At 67.7% G+C, this 18,137-nt stretch carries 18 protein-coding genes; 3 read left to right on the top strand and 15 right to left on the bottom strand.

From position 1 onward, the window contains the following. Positions 1-41: 41 nt before the first annotated feature. On the bottom strand, positions 42-755 hold the full coding sequence (locus LMA02_RS01635; RefSeq protein WP_228906593.1) for a transposase: 714 nt from the start codon (positions 753-755) through the stop codon (positions 42-44). Positions 756-948: 193 nt separating this feature from the next. On the opposite strand from LMA02_RS01635, the gene LMA02_RS01630 reads away from it, so the two are divergent. Beyond that, the gene (locus LMA02_RS01630) at positions 949-1,680 is read left to right on the top strand and encodes an OmpW/AlkL family protein (protein WP_228906591.1); all 732 of its coding nucleotides are present in this window, start codon (positions 949-951) and stop codon (positions 1,678-1,680) included. Positions 1,681-1,847: 167 nt separating this feature from the next. Here LMA02_RS01630 and ugpQ read toward each other — a convergent pair whose 3' ends face one another. The 12 genes from ugpQ to LMA02_RS01570 form a co-directional block, all read right to left on the bottom strand. Continuing rightward, positions 1,848-2,612 carry a glycerophosphodiester phosphodiesterase gene (gene ugpQ, locus LMA02_RS01625; protein WP_228906586.1) on the bottom strand — a complete coding sequence of 255 codons (765 nt, stop codon included), beginning with the start codon at positions 2,610-2,612 and terminating at the stop codon, positions 1,848-1,850. 28 nt (positions 2,613-2,640) lie between these two features. Continuing rightward, the gene (locus LMA02_RS01620) at positions 2,641-3,726 is read right to left on the bottom strand and encodes a sn-glycerol-3-phosphate import ATP-binding protein UgpC (RefSeq protein WP_228906584.1); all 1,086 of its coding nucleotides are present in this window, start codon (positions 3,724-3,726) and stop codon (positions 2,641-2,643) included. Positions 3,727-3,757: 31 nt separating this feature from the next. Continuing rightward, positions 3,758-4,603 carry a sn-glycerol-3-phosphate ABC transporter permease UgpE gene (gene ugpE / locus LMA02_RS01615; protein ID WP_228906582.1) on the bottom strand — a complete coding sequence of 282 codons (846 nt, stop codon included), beginning with the start codon at positions 4,601-4,603 and terminating at the stop codon, positions 3,758-3,760. Continuing rightward, positions 4,600-5,484 carry a sn-glycerol-3-phosphate ABC transporter permease UgpA gene (ugpA, locus tag LMA02_RS01610; protein ID WP_228906580.1) on the bottom strand — a complete coding sequence of 295 codons (885 nt, stop codon included), beginning with the start codon at positions 5,482-5,484 and terminating at the stop codon, positions 4,600-4,602. Before ugpA ends, ugpE begins: the two co-directional genes overlap by 4 nt. A gap of 96 nt (positions 5,485-5,580) precedes the next feature. After that, positions 5,581-6,915 carry a sn-glycerol-3-phosphate ABC transporter substrate-binding protein UgpB gene (gene ugpB, locus LMA02_RS01605; RefSeq protein ID WP_166722455.1) on the bottom strand — a complete coding sequence of 445 codons (1,335 nt, stop codon included), beginning with the start codon at positions 6,913-6,915 and terminating at the stop codon, positions 5,581-5,583. Positions 6,916-7,003: 88 nt separating this feature from the next. Continuing rightward, complete coding sequence (locus LMA02_RS01600) at positions 7,004-8,188, bottom strand: deoxyguanosinetriphosphate triphosphohydrolase (protein ID WP_228907594.1); 1,185 nt, start codon at positions 8,186-8,188, stop codon at positions 7,004-7,006. Between the two features lie 65 nt (positions 8,189-8,253). Further along, positions 8,254-9,333: a 3-dehydroquinate synthase gene (gene aroB / locus LMA02_RS01595; RefSeq protein WP_175661884.1), complete on the bottom strand. Its 1,080-nt coding sequence runs from the start codon at positions 9,331-9,333 to the stop codon at positions 8,254-8,256. Next, positions 9,330-9,884 carry a shikimate kinase gene (locus LMA02_RS01590; protein WP_126228774.1) on the bottom strand — a complete coding sequence of 185 codons (555 nt, stop codon included), beginning with the start codon at positions 9,882-9,884 and terminating at the stop codon, positions 9,330-9,332. Before LMA02_RS01590 ends, aroB begins: the two co-directional genes overlap by 4 nt. Positions 9,885-9,924: 40 nt before the next feature. Next, on the bottom strand, positions 9,925-11,586 hold the full coding sequence (locus LMA02_RS01585) for a type IV pilus secretin PilQ (RefSeq protein ID WP_228906578.1): 1,662 nt from the start codon (positions 11,584-11,586) through the stop codon (positions 9,925-9,927). Beyond that, complete coding sequence (locus LMA02_RS01580; RefSeq protein WP_228906576.1) at positions 11,583-12,449, bottom strand: pilus assembly protein; 867 nt, start codon at positions 12,447-12,449, stop codon at positions 11,583-11,585. Before LMA02_RS01580 ends, LMA02_RS01585 begins: the two co-directional genes overlap by 4 nt. Next, positions 12,446-13,078: a fimbrial protein gene (locus tag LMA02_RS01575; protein WP_228906574.1), complete on the bottom strand. Its 633-nt coding sequence runs from the start codon at positions 13,076-13,078 to the stop codon at positions 12,446-12,448. The genes LMA02_RS01580 and LMA02_RS01575 overlap by 4 nt, the downstream gene beginning before the upstream one ends. Continuing rightward, entirely contained in the window at positions 13,075-13,998 is a 924-nt protein-coding gene (locus LMA02_RS01570; RefSeq protein ID WP_228906572.1) for a competence protein ComA, read from the bottom strand. The genes LMA02_RS01575 and LMA02_RS01570 overlap by 4 nt, the downstream gene beginning before the upstream one ends. Before the next feature lie 226 nt (positions 13,999-14,224). On the opposite strand from LMA02_RS01570, the gene LMA02_RS01565 reads away from it, so the two are divergent. Continuing rightward, positions 14,225-16,612: a penicillin-binding protein 1A gene (locus tag LMA02_RS01565; protein ID WP_228906570.1), complete on the top strand. Its 2,388-nt coding sequence runs from the start codon at positions 14,225-14,227 to the stop codon at positions 16,610-16,612. A 94-nt stretch (positions 16,613-16,706) separates the two neighbouring features. Here the strand turns inward: LMA02_RS01565 and cyaY are convergent, their stop codons facing one another. Then, complete coding sequence (cyaY, locus tag LMA02_RS01560; RefSeq protein ID WP_105834646.1) at positions 16,707-17,033, bottom strand: iron donor protein CyaY; 327 nt, start codon at positions 17,031-17,033, stop codon at positions 16,707-16,709. Positions 17,034-17,072: 39 nt separating this feature from the next. Here cyaY and lptM point away from each other — a divergent pair, with 39 nt between their 5' ends. Continuing rightward, a complete protein-coding gene (gene lptM, locus LMA02_RS01555) occupies positions 17,073-17,354 on the top strand; it encodes an LPS translocon maturation chaperone LptM (RefSeq protein WP_228906569.1) in 282 nt (93 codons plus the stop codon). Positions 17,355-17,440: 86 nt separating this feature from the next. Here lptM and msrQ read toward each other — a convergent pair whose 3' ends face one another. After that, the gene (msrQ, locus tag LMA02_RS01550) at positions 17,441-18,130 is read right to left on the bottom strand and encodes a protein-methionine-sulfoxide reductase heme-binding subunit MsrQ (RefSeq protein ID WP_228906567.1); all 690 of its coding nucleotides are present in this window, start codon (positions 18,128-18,130) and stop codon (positions 17,441-17,443) included. Positions 18,131-18,137: the final 7 nt, after the last annotated feature.

Below are 18,137 nucleotides of genomic sequence, written 5' to 3'. Positions count from 1 at the left end.
GCGGCGCCCGCAGCGCCGCCTCGTGATCCGCCTGTTCCGCGCTATTGCTGGATGGGCGGCGTGTTTTCACGCACCTTTCTGGGGCGTCCGCGCGGCAGCGGCGACACGCGACGATTCGCGGTGCGAGCCGCCCACTCGCGGTAGTTCTCGCCGCCGAGCACCCAGCCCTTCAGCGTCGCTTGCTGGAGCTGGTCGGCCTGCCGCTCGTCGAGCGGCTGTTCGCACAGCTCCTTGTACGCGCGCTGCCGGTCGAACGGCGTGTTGCCGAGCGCCCAGTAGAGCGGATGATCGGTGATCAGGCTATCGACGGTCAGCCCGACGTGGTGCCGGAAGCTCGACCAGCGATAGGCGTCGGGCGTCGCGACCAGTTGCGCGCGGACCGGGCTCATCTCGACCACGCGGCTCGCGAGCAGGAAATAGCGCTCGCCTTCGATCACGGTCGCCCGATAGCGGCCTTCCCACAGGGTGCCGCGACGTGAATAGCGGCGGTTGAAATGCGCGACGTAGCGGCGGCCGACCGCCTGCATCGCCTTCGGCAGGCTCGCCTCGTCGCTCGGCGTCACGAGGAGCTGCACCTGACGCGGGAGCAGCACATAGGCATGCACCGAAAGATGGTGATCGCGGGCCGCGGCCTTCAGACAATCGATGAAGAGTTCGTAGTCCTGGTCGTCGACGAACGCGGGTTGCTGATCCAGGCCGCGCAGTATCACGTGCTGCGGCTGGTCGGGAACGTAGAGTCGTGCTAACCGTGCCATGCTGAATGTCCGTTTGAACGCGTTAGGAAATACCCGAAGGTCCGAAATTGCGCACCTGCGTAGAATGCCTGTCCCTACGGGGCGCGGAAGCGTACGGTCGTGCGAATCCTAGGGAGAAAGCTCTAACTTGCGAGCTTGTTTGGTTTTAAACGCAGTCGTCATAATGAGCACGCCTTTGATCGGAGGAGACACAATGAAACGAAAACTGGCCATTACGGGGGCCGCAACGCTCGCATTCGCATTTGCGGGCGGCACGGCACACGCACAATCCGCAGGTGATTTCTACGTCAGCACCGGCTGGCTGCACCTCGCACCGCAGGACAGCAGCGACCCGCTGTTCCTCTACCGCGTCGGCGGCACGCCCATCAACCAATCGATTCCCAACACGGGCGCCGGCATCAACGACGCCGATACGCTCGGGCTCGCAGCTGGCTACTTCGTTACGGACCACATCTCCACCGAGCTCGTCATGGGGATACCGCCGAAGTTCGACATTACCGGCAAGGGTCAGTTCGAAAAGTTCGGCATACTCGGCCGTGCGTACCAGTGGAGCCCCGCCCTGTTGCTTCGCTACCACTTCAACGACGCCAACGCGAAGTTCCGTCCGTATCTCGGCGTCGGCGCCACGTATGTCTGGTTCACCGGCGCAAAGATCACGAACAGCAGCTTCGAGAACGGCGTGCTCGGCGGCCCGACCAGCGCCACGACCAGCAACCAGTGGGCGCCCGTGCTCAACGCCGGCTTCACGTACAACTTCACGAAACACTGGTTCGGTGGCCTGTCGATCTCGTACATCCCGGTCAGCGTGACCGCAACCTTCACGACGGCCCGCCGAACGCCGGTCGGCACCCTGACCGAAACGTCGAAAGCGAAGATCTCGCTGAACCCGATCGTCACGTACCTGAACGTCGGCTACCGCTTCTAAGCGTAGTCGAATATTTGGGGAATGGTTAATCCTGCTGCAATTTGTAGCGGATTTTTCCCGACGTAACGTCTCCACGATGCAAAACGCCCCGGCGGGAATCCCGCCGGGGCGTCGTTTTTTCGCGTCAGGCATGTTCCCGGACAGGATTTTGCCCGGGGCGCGCGGCGCTACACGATGTCGTCGAGTGCCGTCGGGCCGATCAGGTCGATCCGGTCCGTGCAGACCGCGTCGACGCCCCAGCGGGCAAGTTCGCGCGCCCGTTCGAGGTCGTTCACCGTGTAAACCAGGATGCGCAGCCCGGCCGCCTTGATCGCGCGCACGAGAGGTTCGTCGAGCCGTTTGTGGTCTGCATGCAACGAAACGCAGCCGAGCGCCCCGACGACCTGCGCATGCCAGTCGTCCGGCACGGCTTCATAGAGCATCCCGCGCGGCAGCGCCGGCACGGTCGCGCGCGCCTGCTGCAACGCATCGAACGAGAACGACGACAGCAGCGGCGGCACCGCCGCGCCGTGCCAGTACGCGGCGGCGTCGGCCGCCACGCGCTGCCCCGTGTCGCGCTCGCGGCCCGGGCACGGCTTGATCTCGACGTTGGCCGCCAGCCCGTGCGCGATGCAGCGCGCCGCCGCCGCCTCGAGCGTCGGCATCCGTTCGCCCGCGAAGCGCGCGTCGAACCACGCGCCGGCGTCGAGCGCGGCCAGCGCCGCATAACGCATGCCCGCCGCCGGCCCACTGCCGTTCGACGTGCGGTCGACGGTGTCGTCGTGCAGCAGGAACGTCACGTCATCGGCGGACAGCTTCGCGTCGAATTCGACCATCCGGTGACCGCGCCGCGCGCCCTCGTCGAATGCGGCAAGCGTGTTCTCCGGCGCGAGCGTGCCGCCGCCGCGATGAGCGACCACGCGCGGATAGGGCCAGTCGGTGCGAAGGGTCATCGTCGGTCTCTCGGCAAGTGCAGCAGGTTCAGCCGGCACGCTTGCCGGTCTCCGGATCGAAGAAATGCAGCCGGTGCGCGGGCACCGCGGCGCCCAGCGCCGTGCCGCGCGCGGGACGAACCGCATGCGGCAGGCGCACCGCGACGTCGTGGTTGCCCCAGCGGCCGTGCGCGAGGTTGTCCGCACCGAGCAACTCGCACGAATCGACCGGCAGTGTCGCCTGCGCGACGCCCGGCTGCGGCGTCATGTGCTCCGGGCGCACGCCGAGCACCCAGTCGCGCCCGGTGGCGATCGTGGTGCCGATGCCGGGCGCGCCGGCGACGGGCAGCGCCGGACCGCCGCCCGCGACCGCAAACGTCGCACCATCCTCCGACAGCCGGCCATGCATCAGGTTCATCGCCGGCGAGCCGATGAAGCCCGCGACGAACACCGTCGCCGGCTTCTCGTACACGTCGACCGGCGCGCCGATCTGCTCCGCATAGCCGCGGTTCATCACGATCACGCGCTGCGCGAGCGTCATCGCCTCGATCTGGTCGTGCGTCACGTACACGCTCGTCGTCGCGAGCCGCGCATGCAGCCGCTGGATCTCGAGCCGCATCTGCACGCGCAGCTTCGCATCGAGGTTCGACAACGGCTCGTCGAACAGGAACACCGACGGCTCGCGCACGATCGCACGCCCCATCGCGACGCGCTGCCGCTGGCCGCCCGACAGTTCGCGCGGGCGCCGCGCGAGCAGCGGCTCGAGTTCGAGGATCTTCGCGGCCGCGGCCACCCGCGAGTCGATCGTCGCTCGCTCGATGCCGCGGATCTTCAGCCCGTAGCCCATGTTCTGCGCGACCGTCATGTGTGGGTACAGCGCGTAGTTCTGGAACACCATCGCGATGTCGCGATCCTTCGGCTCCAGCGCGTTGACCACGCGGTCGCCGATCGCGATCTCGCCGTCCGTCACCGTCTCGAGCCCCGCGATCATCCGCAGCAGCGTCGACTTGCCGCAGCCCGACGGGCCGACCAGCACGATGAATTCGCCGTCGGCGATCTCCACGTCGATGCCGTGCAGCACGTGCTGCTTGCCGTCGTAGGATTTCCTGACGCCCTTCAAGCTCAGCGCAGCCATACTTGGTCCTTCTCCCGGTTGCCGTCCGTGTTCATTTCTCGGAATCGACGAGGCCGCGCACGAACCAGCGCTGCATCGCCAGCACGACGACGAGCGGCGGAATCATCGCCAGCAGCGTCGCCGCCATCACGTATTGCCATTCGGTCGCGGCGTCGCCGCTCGCGATCATCGTCTTGATGCCCACCACCGCCGTCGACAGCGACGCCTCCGTCGTGATCAGGATCGGCCACAGATACTGGTTCCAGCCGTAGATGAAGGTGATCACGAACAGCGCCGCGATGCTCGTCTTCGACAGCGGCAGCACGACGTCCCAGAAGAAGCGCATCGGCCCTGCGCCGTCGATGCGCGCGGCGTCCATCAGCTCGTCGGGCAGCGTCATGAAGAACTGGCGGAACAGGAAGGTCGCCGTCGCCGACGCGATCAGCGGCAGCGTGAGCCCCGCGTAGGCGTTCGTCAGGTGCAGCGTCGACACCACCTGCACGGTCGGGAAGATCCGCACCTCGACCGGCAGCATCAGCGTGATGAAAATCAGCCAGAACGCCGTGTTGCGGAACGGGAAGCGGAAATAGACGATCGCGTACGCGGACAGGATCGACACCGCGATCTTGCCGACCGCGATCCCGAGCGCCATCACGAAGCTGTTGACGAGCAGCCGGCCGAACGGCGCGGTCGTGCCGCCGCTGCCGTGCCCCCAGATGTAAGCGATGTTCTCCAGCAGGTGCGTGCTCGGCACCAGCGACAGCGGGATCGTGAACACCTCCTGCGCGTTCATCGTCGCCGCGCAGAATGCGACGTAGACGGGGAACACGATCGCCACGACGCCCGCGACCAGCACCGCGTGGCAGAACAGGTCGAAACCCTTGCGATTTTCGATCATGCGTATTGCACCCTGCGTTCGACGAAGCGGAACTGGATCACCGTGAGCCCGACGACGATGATCATCAGCACGACCGACTGCGCGCCCGAACTGCCGATGTCGAGCCCCTGGAAGCCTTCCGTGAAGATCTTGTAGATCAGCGTCTTGGTACTTTGCGCGGGGCCGCCCGCGGTGGCCGCGTCGATCACCGGGAACGTGTCGAAGAACGCGTAGACCAGGTTCACGACCAGCAGGAAGAAGCTTGTCGGCGACAGCAGCGGCAGCACGATGTTGAAGAACCGCCGCACCGGCCCGGCACCGTCGATCGCCGCCGCCTCGATCAGCGAGCGCGGAATCGCCTGCAGCCCCGCATAGAAGAACAGGAAGTTGTAGCTCACCTGCTTCCACACCGACGCGAGCACGACGAGGAACATCGCCTGGCCGCCGTTCAGCGCGTGATCCCAGACAATGCCGCACTTTGCGAGCGCATAGGTGACGAGGCCGATGCTCGGGTTGAACAGGAACGCCCACAGCACGGCGGCGATCGTCGGTGCGACCGCGTACGGCCAGATCAGCAGCGTGCGGTACACACGCGCGCCGCGGATCACGCGGTCGGCGCACGCGGCGAGCAGCAGCGACACGACGAGCCCACTCACCGTGACGAGCGAGCTGAACACCAGTGTCGTGCGGAACGAGTCGAGGTACAGCGGATCGGCGAACAGGTGCGTGAAGTTCGCGAAGCCGACGAATTCGCTCGACGTGCCGAACGCATCCTGCATCTGCGTCGACTGCCACAGCGCGACGCCGGCCGGCCACAGGAAGAACACGGCGGTGATCGCGAGCTGCGGCGCGATCAGCAGGTACGGCAGCAGGCTCGCGCCGAAACGGGAACGGGATTGCATCGCGGGCATCCGGTCAGGCGAAACGGAAAGGGAACCGCGCCGCCGGCCCGCGCGCATGCGCGAGGCGGCGGCCGGCGGCACGGACGCGATGCGGGCTCAGCCGCCCGACTTCTCGAAGCGGCGCAGCAGCTCGTCGCCGCGCGAGGCGGCCGAGTCGAGCGCGTCCTTCGGCGACTTCTTCTGCCCCCAGACCTGCTCCAGCTCTTCGTCGACGACCGTGCGGATCTGCGGCATGTTGCCGAGACGCAGCCCCTTCGTGTAAGGCAGCGGCGGCTTGTTCATCATCTGCTTGATCGCGGTTTCCGCGCTCGGGTTCTTCGCATAGAAGCCCTGCTGGCGCGTGAGGTCGTACGCGGCCGTCGTGACCGGCAGGTAGCCCGTTTCCTGGTGCCACTTCGCGGCGATCGGCGGCGAGGCCAGGAACGCGAGGAATTTCGCGACGCCCTTGTAGGTCGCCGGATCCTTGCCGGCCAGCACCCACAGGCTCGCGCCGCCGATGATCGCGTTCTGCGGCGCGCCCTTCACGTTCGCGTCGTACGGCATCATGCCCGTGCCGTAGCTGAACTTCGCGAATTTCTGCACGTTCGCGAGCGCACCCGACGACGTCGTCAGGATCCCGCAGTCGCCGCTGTAGAACTTCGCGGACGCTTCGTCCTTGCGGCCCGCGTACGTGAACGTACCGTCCTTCTGCATCTGCTGCAGGAATGCGATATGGGCGATCTGCTGCGGCTTGTTGAACTCGAGCACCGCGTCGGTGCCGTCGAAGCCGTTGTTGCGGCTCGCGAACGGCAGCGCGTGCCACACGCTGTAGTTCTCGAGCTGGATCCAGCCCTGCCAGCCGGTCGTGAAGCCGCAGGCCATTCCGGACTTGCGCAGCTTCTCCGCATCGGCCTGCACGTCCGCCCACGTCTTCGGCGGCTGGTTCGGATCGAGCCCGGCCTTCTTGAACGCGTCCTTGTTGTAGTACAGCACCGGCGTCGAGCTGTTGAACGGCATCGACACGAGATGGCCCGTCTTCGCATCGCTGTAGTAGCTCGCGATGGTCGGCACGAACGCCTTTTCGTCGAGCGGCACGCCGGCCTGCTTGAACACGTCGTAGACGGGCACGACAGCCTTCTTCGCCTGCATCATCGTCGCGGTGCCGACTTCATAGACCTGGAGGATCGCCGGCGCGTTGCCGCTGCGATAGGCGGCGATGCCCGCCGCGAGCGCCTGGTCGTAGGTGCCCTTGAAGACCGGCACGATCTTGTAGTCGCTCTGCGATGCGTTGAACTGCGCGGCGAGCTCGTTCACGCGCTCGCCGAGCGCCGACTCCATCGCATGCCAGAACTGGATTTCCGTCGCGGCGAACGCCGCATGCTGCACACCGAACATCAGCGCGCCGCCAAGCGCGATCGAGCGAACCATGGTCCCCGCAGGCTTCTTCTTCATCGACCTCTCCTATGAAAACGTTACCAACAGCGTGTGCAACATTCCCGTCGCCATTGAACCGGCGAAGTCTAGTGATCGTTTGTGACAGTCAGTTGTCGTTGACGACGAACAGGCGCTGGTATTCCTTCAGCGCGAAGCGGTCGGTCATGCCGGCGATGTAGTGCGCGACGAGGCGCGGCTGCTGCGCTTCGTCATCCGACTGGTACGGCGGCGGCAGCAGGCGCGGATCGTCGATGAACGCGTCGAACAGCCCGGTGACGACACGCTGCGCCTTGTTGGCCATGCGCATCACCTTGTAGTGGCGGTACAGGTTCTTGAACAGGAAACGCTTGAGGGCGGCCGCCTGCGCGGCGACCGCTTCGCTGTGCGCGACGAGCGGCGGCGCCGCGCGCACGTCGTCGAGCGACGCGGGCGCGACGCGCATGAGATTGCGTGTGGTCTCGTCGATCAGGTCGACGATCAGCGTGTTGATGATGCGGCGCACCGTCTCGTGCACGAGGCGGCGGCCTTCGAGATGCGGGAATTCCGCAAGCGCAGCCTCGTAGTGGCGCTGCCAGAGCTCGACTTCGGCGAGCTGCTCGATCGTGATCAGGCCCGAGCGCAGGCCGTCGTCGACGTCATGGTTGTTGTATGCGATTTCGTCCGCGATGTTCGCGAGTTGCGCCTCCAGCGATGGCTGGCGCCCTTGCAGGAAACGTTCGCCGAGCGCGCCGAGCTTGCGCGCATTCTCGCGCGAGCAGTGCTTGAGAATGCCTTCGCGCGTCTCGAAGCACAGGTTCAGGCCGTTGAACGCGCCGTAATGCTCCTCGAGCTCGTCGACGACGGCCAGGCTCTGCAGGTTGTGCTCGAAGCCGCCGTGCTCGCGCATGCACGCATTCAGCGCGTCCTGCCCGGCATGGCCGAACGGCGTATGGCCGAGATCGTGCGCAAGCGAGATCGCTTCGACGAGATCCTCGTTCAGGCGCAGGTTGCGCGCGACCGAGCGCGCGATCTGCGCGACTTCGAGGCTGTGCGTGAGGCGGGTGCGGAACAGGTCGCCTTCGTGATTGACGAAGACCTGCGTCTTGTATTCGAGCCGGCGAAACGCGGTCGAATGAACGATGCGGTCGCGGTCGCGCTGGAATTCGGTGCGCGCCGCCGGCGGCGTTTCCGGATGGCGGCGGCCGCGCGACTGCGACGCGTGGGCGGCATACGGAGCGAGATGGGCTTCCAGCGCCGCCAGCGTCGGCGGCTCGACCAGCGTCGCGACGGATGCGCGGCCGGCCTCGGGCAGTTTGCTGCTGGATGTCTCGCTCACGTCTCCTCCATGTCAGTGGCGCCGGGGCATCCGGGGCGCCGTTACCGGGTCGTCTGCGCCAGTGTAGCGAACACCGCTTCGTCGGGCGCCTGGGTGATCAGCGTATCGCCGAATCGCTTCAGCAGGATGAACTTGATCGCGCCGGCTTCGGCCTTCTTGTCGACACGCATCAGGTCCATGTAGCGCGCATCGCCGAGTGCCGGCCCGCGGACCGGCAAGTGCGCGGCGGCAATCACGGCATCGAGCCGCTGCCGCGACGCTTCGTCGAAGAGGCCGAGCCGCACCGACAGGTCGGCCGCCATCACCATTCCGCAGCCGACCGCTTCGCCGTGCAGCCATTCGCCGTAGCCGAGCCCGGCCTCGATCGCATGGCCGAACGTATGGCCGAAGTTCAGGATCGCGCGCAGGCCGCCTTCGCGTTCGTCGGCCGCGACCACGCTCGCCTTGATCTCGCACGAGCGCTTCACTGCATGCGCGAGCGCGGCCGGCTCGCGGCGGTTCAGCGCGTCGACGTTCGCCTCGATCCAGTCGAAGAATTCCGCATCGGCGATCGCGCCCGTCTTGATGACCTCGGCCACGCCAGCCGCCAGCTCGCGATCGGGCAGCGTGGTCAGCGCGCCGATATCGGCGATCACCGCCTGCGGCTGGTAGAACGCGCCGATCATGTTCTTGCCGAGCGGATGGTTGATGCCGGTCTTGCCGCCGACCGACGAATCGACCTGCGACAGCAGCGTCGTCGGCACCTGGATGAACGGCACGCCGCGCATGTAGCACGCGGCGGCGAAGCCGGTCATGTCGCCGATCACGCCGCCGCCGAGTGCGACGAGCGTCGTCTTGCGGTCGGCGCGCTCGGTCAGCAGGCCGTCGAAGATCAGATTCAGCGTTTCCCAGTTCTTGTACGCCTCGCCGTCCGGCAGCACGACCGTCGATACGCGCTTGCCGAGCGGCGCGAGCGCCGCGCGCAGCGCGTCGCCGTAGAGCGGATCGACCGTCGTGTTCGTGACGATCGTGACCGACGAACCGGTGATATGAGGGGCGAACAGGTCGGTGCGGCCGATCAGGCCGGCACCAATGTGAATCGGGTAGGCGCGCTCGCCCAGATCGACGTTGACGGTAATCATGCTTGTAGCGGCTTGGCGATGACGCCTGCCAGTTCGAGTTGCATCAGCACCATGTTGACGAGGCCGTTGACCGACGGACGGCCGGTCTCGATGATGAAGTCCGCGCATTCGCGGTAGAGCGGGTCGCGCACTTCGTAGAGCGCTTCGAGACGCGCCTTCGGGTCGCCGGTCTGCAACAGCGGGCGGTTCTTGTCCTTGCGCGTGCGCAGCCACAGATCGTGCGGATTGGCGCGCAGATAGATGACGATGCCGCTGCTTTTCAGGCAATCGCGATTTTCGGCGCGCAGCACCGCGCCGCCGCCCGTCGCGAGCACGATGTTCTCGCGCTGCGTGAGATCGGCGATCACCTGCGATTCGCGGTCGCGAAAGCCGGCCTCGCCCTCCATCTCGAAGATCACCGGAATGCGCGCACCCGTGCGGGCCTCGATTTCGTGGTCGGAGTCGAAGAACGTCCTGTCGAGCCGGCGCGCGACCGCACGGCCCACGGTGGTCTTACCCGCTCCCATAAGGCCGACGAAAAATACGTTTGCGTGTGGGTCCCGCGCTTGCAACGGCTTCCTCTGCTTGAATCTTGCTGGTGTGTGGCGCAGCTTACTGGCAAAGCGGCTGCCTTGTCGAGCCTGCGCCGCCGGCTTCCGGCCCCCTTTTTTCCACGTGCGCATCGCCCGCGCCGGCCATCTCGCACTGCGTGCCGACGACCGTCGGCGTGATGAAGACGACCAGTTCGCTGCGCTGGTCGCGCCGCGCGCGGTGCCGGAAAAGCGCGCCCAGAACCGGTATTTTGCCCAAGAGCGGCACCCGCGTCACATCATCCCGGTTCAACTGCTCGTAAATCCCGCCGATCGCGACCGTCCCGCCGTTTTCGACCTCCACGCGCGTCTGGACGTGTTTCGTATGAATCGCCGGGCCGGCCGCGGTCGGCTCGCCGATGCTGTCCTTCGTCACGTCGAGGTCGAGCACGACGCGCCCGTCGGGCGTGATCTGCGGCTCGACCTCGAGCTTCAGCGTCGCGCGGCGGAACTGCACGCCGCTCACGCCGTTGCCGACCTTGGCCTGGTACGGCAGCTCCGAGCCCTGTTCGACGATCGCCTTCACGCGGTCGGCCGTGACCACGCGCGGGCTGGAGACGATCTGGCCCCGCCCCTGCGCCTCGAGCGCGCTCAGCTCGACGTCGAGCACGCGGCTGAGCGGCGCGGCGAACAACGTGAAGCCGGCCGTCGCCGCCTCGAACCCGCCCAGCGGTCGCGCGACGAGATCGAGCGCGTTGCGCGTGTCGGCCGCGGATGCCGCGCCGTCGGCCGCGGGCGCCCGTCCCTGCGCGCGCAACGCGACGCGAGCGCCGAGGTTGCGCGAGAAGCCCTGTTCGCCTTCGACGATGCGCGCCTCGATCCGCACCTGTCGCGACGGCCGGTCGATCGCATCGATCAGGCCCGCGATCTGCGCGATGCGCGGCGCAAGATCAGTGACGAACAGCAGGTTCGTGCGGGGATCGGCCGCCGCGGCGCCGCGTTTCGACAGCAGGCGCTGGCCGGTCGCACCGGCCAGCAGCCGCTGCACGTCCAGCGCGCGCGGGTAATGCAGCGCGAAAGTCCGGCTCGCGAGCGGCTCCAGCTCGGCCGCGCGGGCGTGCGTTTCGAAGCGCTCGCGCTCGCGCGCCGCGAGTTCGGCCGCCGGCGTGACCCAGATCACGTTGCCGCGCCGCGACATGGCCAGTCCGTGCGTGTCGAGCAACGTATCGAACGCATCGCGCCAGCGGACATTGTTCAGACGTAACGTCACGGTGCCGCGCACCTGTTCGCCGACGATGATGTTGAGCCCGGTGAATCGCGCGAGCGCATCGAACGCGGCCGCGAGCCCGGCGCCTTGCAGATTCAGCGAGATCCGCCGCGCGTCGTCCGCATCGCCGGGGTGCCGCGCCGCGGCGTCGCTCATGCGGCTCGGCGGCGGCAACGGAATCGGCGGCCCTTCCAGCAGCGGCACCGGCACGGTCGTGCCCGCCCGAACCGCTGCACGTGCGGCCTGATCGAACGGCCGTGCGCCGTCCTGTGCGGATACGGCACCGTTCACACCGTCCGCGCCATCGAGCGCGCCCTGCGGCAGCGGTGTGTCGTCAACGGGCACCTGCATCGATGCGATCGACCAGCCGGCCGGCGGCAAAGGGGGCAAGGGAGGCAAAGGCGGTAGCGCCGCGTGTACCGTGGCCACGCATGATCCGACCTGGAGTGCGATCGCCCACCATCCGTATTTCGTCATGGACGACCTCCGTCGTCCACGACGAACCGGCGCGCGCCATCGGCCGTCGCAAGCGTCACGGCACCGGCATCGACGCGCATCACACGCGCGGCCCCAAGCGCTTCGCCCCGCGCGACGGTCGCGAATCCGCCGTCACCGGCGTCGAACAACGCGAGCCCGGCGCGCGCGTCGCGAATCGTGCCGGCCAGACGCGGCACCGCATCGTCGGCTACCGTGAGCGAACCCGCGCCGCCGAACGGATCGTCACCTGGCGCACCGGCGAGCATGGGCACCGTGCCATCCGGGAAACGGACTCCCGGCAGCGCCGGAAACACATCGATCGTCATGTCCACCCGCGCTGTGGGCGGTTTTCGCTCGATATGCAGGACCGACGGCACCACCAGCGCGGGCAAACCCGCCAGCCCACCCATCAGCCGCAGCAGCGCCGGAAAACCGCCGTCCGCGACGATCCGCACCGTGCGTCGGCCATCCGGTGCCGCATCGTCCGCGCGCTGCGGTTCGATCGACACGATCCGCAGTCCGCTCGCTCCGGCCAGGTCGGCCAGCTCCAGCATCAGCGCGGGCCACGCCGGCGCACGCGTCGAGCTCACATTGCGCCCGGCAGCCGGGTCCGGGTCGCGCCGCTGCGCGGCGGCGAGCGTCCGCTGTGTGTCGGCGGCACGCACCTGTGCCGTTGCCAGCAACGCACGACTGCGCGCGAGCCCGCTCAAGTCGCCGGCATCCGTCAGATGAATGCCGCCCACCAGCACGGACACGAATGCCACCACGCAGCCGACAGCGTGTGCGGTGGCCGGCGATACCCGCGTCACGCGGCCGAGCGACCCGGCAACGCCCGGCACGGACCTATGCACGATCACCGTCATGCGCCGCCTCCCGCTGCGCCGTGCGGCAACGCATCGTACCAGCGCACCTGGACGGAAAACCGGAACGGCGCGGCTGACGCCGTGACCGGCGTGGCCGAAGCCGGTGTCAGCATCCCGATATCGAATCGCCAATCGCGCTGCTCGGCCGCGATCCGCGCGAGCCACCGCGCGGCCGCCCGGTAACTCGTCGCGCGCGCGTCGAGCACGGCGCCGGACGACGTCGTGCGCAATGCGTCGAGCCGGACGGTGTCGTCGCGCACCTGCGCCAGCGTCGCGAGCAGCCCGGTGGCGTGCCGGTAAGGCGCGGCAAGCACGACCGACCGCGCATCGCGTTGCGCGAGGTCGGCGGCCGCGCCGGCGGCGCGCCTGGCGGCCGCGACCTGTGGCTGCCATTGCCGCAGTTGCGCCTGCACACGCGCACGCTCGGCATCCACGCGCCATCTCCACACCGTCTGCGCGCCCGTCCAGGCGCAGGCCCCGAATACGCCGAGCACGATCGCTGCCCCGCACTGCGTGACACGACGCCGCCGCAACGCCTGCGCCAGCCGCTCCCGGTACGGCAGCAGATTGAAGCCGCCGAGCGCGGCGTGGCCGACGATAGTCCTCCCGAACCCCGTATCGGCCATCATTCCCACACCCCGCGCAGCGCCAGCCCGACCGCGACGGCAAATGCCGGACCGTCCGGCATACCGCCGGGCTCGCCCGGCAGCCCGTTCCATCCCAGGCAGTCGAACGGCACCGCCGCCACGCCGAGTGCATCGCCGATGTCGGCGACCGACGTACCGCAGCGGGCGATGCAGCGCGCGTCACCGGCCACGAGCACGCAGCGCACCGGCTCGAATACGCACTGGCGCAATGCGTCGGGAAGCGCCGCCTGCACGTCGCCGGCTACCGCGAGCATAGGTGCGGCGACCGGGCCGTCGACCCGCCAGCCGCGCACGCCCGTGTCGCTGAACCAGAAAGCGGCGTACGGGCCGTGCGCGTCGAGCTCGAACTGCGCGGCATGGCGCAATGCGCGCAGCGCGGCGGCCGACTCGCCGTCGACGGCCGTCAGGTCGATGCCGGCCTGCGCGGCCACGTCGATCCGCCGCTCGAGCAAGGCCTGCGGCGCCACGGCGACCGCAATCTCGCCCGAACACGCGCCGCCTTCCTGCCGCCAGTCGAATGCGAAACTGTCCGGCGCCAGCCCCGAGATACGTTCGGCCGCCTGCCGGGCGGCGTGGGCGACGTCCTCGCGCCCGGCCAGGTCGAGCGTTGCCGTGCGCATCTCGTCGTCGCGCAGTGCCATCACGCCATGCGCGTCGCAGCGCACGCCTGCCGCCGACAGCCGCGCCACGGCGGCCGCCAACGCCCGCGCGACCGCGGCCCAGCGCGCATCCTCCGGCCCGTCCGCCAGCCCCACCGGCTCACGCTCGAGCCCTTCGACCCGCACATCCGTGCCCCGGCCGCGCCGGCTCAGCACGGCCACCCTCACCTCGTCCGCCCCGACGTCGATGCCCGTCGAACGGTGCCTGCCCGGCGCGAACCGCGCCGCCCATCGTGCTGTCATCCCAGCCTCCCGCGATCGTTGCGGCCCACGCCGCGTTTCCGATGCCTAATTCTGCAAAGTGGCGCGTGCGCCCGACAGTCGGCCGGATGGCCAGGCATGGCGCGCGGCGGCCGCGCGGACGTTATGCTGGCGGCACCGCGATCCGCCGCTTTCCGGCGGCCACCCGTCGCGTCAGGACCGGTCTTACCGGGCAGCTATAATCGCGGGACTGTTTTCCGGTATGCCTATGCAATCCACGTCTCCTACGTCCCCGCCTCCCGCACCCGAGCCGAAGAAACGGCCCTGGTGGCAGAAAGCCCTGATCGGCATCGCCGCGATGTGCGTGGCCCTCGTCGTGGCCGGCGGCCTCGTGCTCGGCTACGCGCTCGTCGTCGCGTGGCCGAACATGCCGTCGCTCGACGCGCTGACCGACTATCGTCCGAAGGTTCCGCTGCGCATCTACACGTCCGATCACGTGCTGATCGGCGAATTCGGCGAGGAACGCCGCGACATCGTCCATTTCAAGGACGTGCCCGACTCGCTCAAGAAGGCGATCCTCGCGATCGAGGACGCGCGCTTCTACGATCACGGCGGCGTCGACCTCACCGGCATCGCCCGCGCCGGCTTCGTCGCGCTGACGAACGGCCATGCGTCGCAGGGCGCGAGCACGATCACGATGCAGGTCGCGCGCAACTTCTTCCTGTCGAGTGAAAAGACCTACACGCGCAAGATCTACGAGATGCTGCTCGCGTACCGCATCGAGCGCGCGCTGACGAAGGATCAGATTCTCGAGGTCTACATGAATCAGATCTATCTCGGCCAGCGTGCGTACGGCTTCGCGAGCGCCGCGCGCGTGTATTTCGGCAAGGATCTGAAGGACGTCACGCTCGCGGAAGCGGCGATGCTCGCGGGGCTGCCGAAGGCGCCGTCCGCGTATAACCCGGTCGTCAACCCGAAGCGCGCGAAGGTCCGGCAGGAATACATCCTGCAGCGGATGCTCGAGCTGAACTTCATCACGCGCGAGCAGTACGACGAGGCTGCCGCGCAGCCGCTGGTCGTCAAGGGCGCGGGCCGCGAGTTCAGCGTGCACGCCGAGTACGTCGCGGAAATGGTCCGGCAGATGATGTATGCGCAGTACCGCGAGGAAACCTACACGCGCGGCTTCAACGTCGTCACGACGATCGATTCCGCCGACCAGCAAGTCGCGTACACCGCGCTGCGCAAGGGCATCATGGATTACGAGCGCCGCCACGGCTATCGCGGGCCGGAAGGCTTCATCGAGCTGCCGGCCGGCGCCGACGACCGCGAACAGGCGATCGACGACGCGTTGCTCGAGCATCCCGACAACGGCGAACTGATCGCGGCGGTCGTCACCGCGGCCACCCCGCGCCAGATCACGGTGGCCTTCATCGACGGCAGCACCGCGACGATCGAAGGCGACAACCTGCGCTTCGCGTCGGGCGCGCTGTCGGCCAACGCGCAGCCGAACCGCCGCATCCGCCCGGGCGCGATCGTCCGGGTCGTGAAGAACGACGCCGGCAAGTGGTCGATCACGCAGTTGCCGCAGGTCGAAGGCGCGTTCATCTCGATCGTCCCGCAAGACGGCGCGATCCGCTCGCTCGTCGGCGGCTTCGACTACAACAAGAACAAGTTCAACCACGTCACGCAGGCGTGGCGGCAACCGGGTTCGTCGTTCAAGCCGTTCATCTACTCGGCGTCGCTCGACAAGGGCCTCGGGCCGGCCACGGTGATCAACGACGGCCCGCTGTATTTCAGCGCCGCGGAAACCGGCGGCCAGCCGTGGGAACCGAAGAACTACGGCGGCGGCTTCGAAGGTCCGATGTCGATGCGCACTGCGCTGCAGCGCTCGCGCAACCTCGTGTCGATCCGGATCCTGAACCACATCGGCACGAAATACGCGCAGCAGTACATCACGCGCTTCGGCTTCGACGCCGACCGCCATCCGGCCTACCTGCCGATGGCGCTCGGTGCGGGCCAGGTCACGGCGTTGCAGATGGCCGGCGCGTACTCGGTGTTCGCGAACGGCGGCTTCCGCGTGAACCCGTATCTGATCGCCGAAGTGACCGATCCGAACGGCGCGATCGTCGCACGCGCACAGCCACTCATCGCCGAGCAGAATGCGCCGCGCGCGATCGACGCCCGCAACGCGTACGTGACGAACAGCCTGCTGCAGAGCGTCGCGCAGCGCGGCACGGGCGCACGTACCAACGTACTGAAGCGCACCGACCTCGCGGGCAAGACCGGTACGACGAACGACTCGCACGACGCGTGGTTTGCCGGCTACCAGCACACGCTCGCGGCGATCGCATGGATCGGCTACGACAACCCGCGCAGCCTCGGCGATCGCGAAACCGGCGGCGGCCTGTCGCTGCCGGTCTGGATCGAATACATGGGTGCGGCGTTGAAGGGCGTGCCGGAGTTCAAGCCGACGATGCCGGACGACGTCCAGTCGCTCGGCGGCGAGCTGTACTTCAGCGAGTTCACGCCGGGGCACGGCTTCGTGTCGACGGTCGGTGTGCCGCAGGCGCCGGCGGTGCAGGACACCGAGGAAGCGGTGCCGCACGTCGACGAGCAGGAAAAGCAGGACATCATGAACCTGTTCCGCGGCCACTGACGAACGGCCCGGGCATGAAAAAAGCGCCCCGCGGGGCGCTTTTTCTTTGTGCGTCGATCCGACGTATCGGCGCCCGACGGGCGAGCGAGCGTCGTTACGCGTGGAACGTGATCGGCAGGCCGGCCTGCTGCGTCGCGTAGTCGGTGAGCGCCGAGAAGAACTCGGTGCCGGTGCGCGTATCGCGCCATTCGCCGTCCACGAAACGGTAATGGAATCCGCCCGCCTTCGCGGCGATCCACAGCTCCTTCATCGGCGGCTGCAGGTTGATGATGATCTTCGAGCCGTTCTCGAACGTGAGCGTCAGCACGCTGCCGTTGCGCTCCAGATCGATGTCGTGATCGCCGTCGTTTGCGGCGTCCACGGTACGTTCGACGGATGCCAGCACAGCCTCGGCACGGGCCAGGTATTCAGTATCGGACATGCTAAACTCTATCGGTTAAATAATTGCTCAGGGACGATCATGCGAGTCGTTTTCCGGATGAGCGCGATTGTAGCGGCTTTGGCGATTCTTGCCGGCTGCGGTCAACGCGGTCCGCTCTATCTGCCTACCGTGCCCCCGTTGCCGGCGAAGCCCATCCAGCAGCAGGACACGCCGCCGTCGGACGTCAAGCCGACCGATGAAAACGCGTCCTCCGACAGTATTCCCGATTCTTCCGGCACGCCGCTCACGCTGTCGCCCGAGCTGTCGAGCGATGCGTCGAAGCCCGCCACGCCGGCATCAGGCCCGGCCTCCGCGCAGTAGTCGCACGCCGCCGCCGCGGCGGTTTCTCTCGCGCCCCAAGGCGATGACTTCCCGTCATCGCCTTTTGTTTTTTCGGGCCCGCCACGTCACGTACGGACGCGCCGCCAGCCCCATGCAAGCAGCCGCCAGCCGAGCAGCACCGCGACGATCGTCGCATAGAGCTTCGGCTGCGCGAGATTGTGCTTGCCGGCCCGCATCCACCAGAAATGCAGCACGCCGAACAGCGCGATCGCATAGATCGCGCGATGCAGCGTGGCCCAGTGACGGCCGAGCCGGCGCGCCATCCCACGCGGCGATGTCGCTGCCAGCGGAATCAGCAGCACGAACGCAGCGAAGCCGATCGTGATGAACGGACGCTTGCCGACATCCTTCAGGATCGCGAGCACGTCGAACCACTTGTCGAACCACAGGTACGTCGTGAAGTGCAGCGTCGCATAAAAGAACGCGAACAGGCCGATCATCCGGCGAAAACGCAGCAACGCGGGAACGCTCGTCACGTGCCGAAGCGGCGTGATGGCAAGCGTGACGCAGAGTATGACCAGCGTCCAGAGGCCCGTCGAACGCGTGATGAATTCGATCGGGTTCGCACCGAGCCGGTCGGTCAGCCCGAACAGCACGAGTCGCGCGAGCGGATAGAGGCCGGCCGCGAAAACCAGCACCTTGGCGGGCACGAGCCAGCGCGGCGACGTAGTACGCGCGGCGCCGGCCCGGGAAGCACCCGCGGCGGACGTGCGCGTGCCGGACGCGCGCACGGGCTCCAGTGTCGAAGGAGGCATGTCGTTT

It is taken from the genome of Burkholderia sp. B21-005, from assembly GCF_020843965.1.
In the GTDB taxonomy this organism is placed as follows: Bacteria; Pseudomonadota; Gammaproteobacteria; order Burkholderiales; family Burkholderiaceae; genus Burkholderia; species Burkholderia ambifaria.
Note: the sequence above shows the minus strand (reverse complement) of the source record. Positions and strands in the feature narration are given on the sequence as shown.

What these genes read in the sequence shown, in the direction of transcription:
- ugpE (WP_228906582.1), bottom strand. Translation starts at nt 4,603, where the DNA reads ATGATCGAAAATCGCAAGGGTTTCGACCTGTTCTGCCACGCGGTGCTG.
- ugpA (WP_228906580.1), bottom strand. Translation starts at nt 5,484, where the DNA reads ATGCAATCCCGTTCCCGTTTCGGCGCGAGCCTGCTGCCGTACCTGCTG.
- LMA02_RS01580 (WP_228906576.1), bottom strand. Translation starts at nt 12,449, where the DNA reads ATGACGGTGATCGTGCATAGGTCCGTGCCGGGCGTTGCCGGGTCGCTC.
- ugpQ (WP_228906586.1), bottom strand. Translation starts at nt 2,612, where the DNA reads ATGACCCTTCGCACCGACTGGCCCTATCCGCGCGTGGTCGCTCATCGC.
- LMA02_RS01585 (WP_228906578.1), bottom strand. Translation starts at nt 11,586, where the DNA reads ATGACGAAATACGGATGGTGGGCGATCGCACTCCAGGTCGGATCATGC.
- ugpB (WP_166722455.1), bottom strand. Translation starts at nt 6,915, where the DNA reads ATGAAGAAGAAGCCTGCGGGGACCATGGTTCGCTCGATCGCGCTTGGC.
- LMA02_RS01620 (WP_228906584.1), bottom strand. Translation starts at nt 3,726, where the DNA reads ATGGCTGCGCTGAGCTTGAAGGGCGTCAGGAAATCCTACGACGGCAAG.
- LMA02_RS01575 (WP_228906574.1), bottom strand. Translation starts at nt 13,078, where the DNA reads ATGATGGCCGATACGGGGTTCGGGAGGACTATCGTCGGCCACGCCGCG.
- lptM (WP_228906569.1), top strand. Translation starts at nt 17,073, where the DNA reads ATGCGAGTCGTTTTCCGGATGAGCGCGATTGTAGCGGCTTTGGCGATT.
- LMA02_RS01565 (WP_228906570.1), top strand. Translation starts at nt 14,225, where the DNA reads ATGCAATCCACGTCTCCTACGTCCCCGCCTCCCGCACCCGAGCCGAAG.
- aroB (WP_175661884.1), bottom strand. Translation starts at nt 9,333, where the DNA reads ATGATTACCGTCAACGTCGATCTGGGCGAGCGCGCCTACCCGATTCAC.
- LMA02_RS01630 (WP_228906591.1), top strand. Translation starts at nt 949, where the DNA reads ATGAAACGAAAACTGGCCATTACGGGGGCCGCAACGCTCGCATTCGCA.
- LMA02_RS01635 (WP_228906593.1), bottom strand. Translation starts at nt 755, where the DNA reads ATGGCACGGTTAGCACGACTCTACGTTCCCGACCAGCCGCAGCACGTG.
- cyaY (WP_105834646.1), bottom strand. Translation starts at nt 17,033, where the DNA reads ATGTCCGATACTGAATACCTGGCCCGTGCCGAGGCTGTGCTGGCATCC.
- LMA02_RS01570 (WP_228906572.1), bottom strand. Translation starts at nt 13,998, where the DNA reads ATGACAGCACGATGGGCGGCGCGGTTCGCGCCGGGCAGGCACCGTTCG.
- msrQ (WP_228906567.1), bottom strand. Translation starts at nt 18,130, where the DNA reads ATGCCTCCTTCGACACTGGAGCCCGTGCGCGCGTCCGGCACGCGCACG.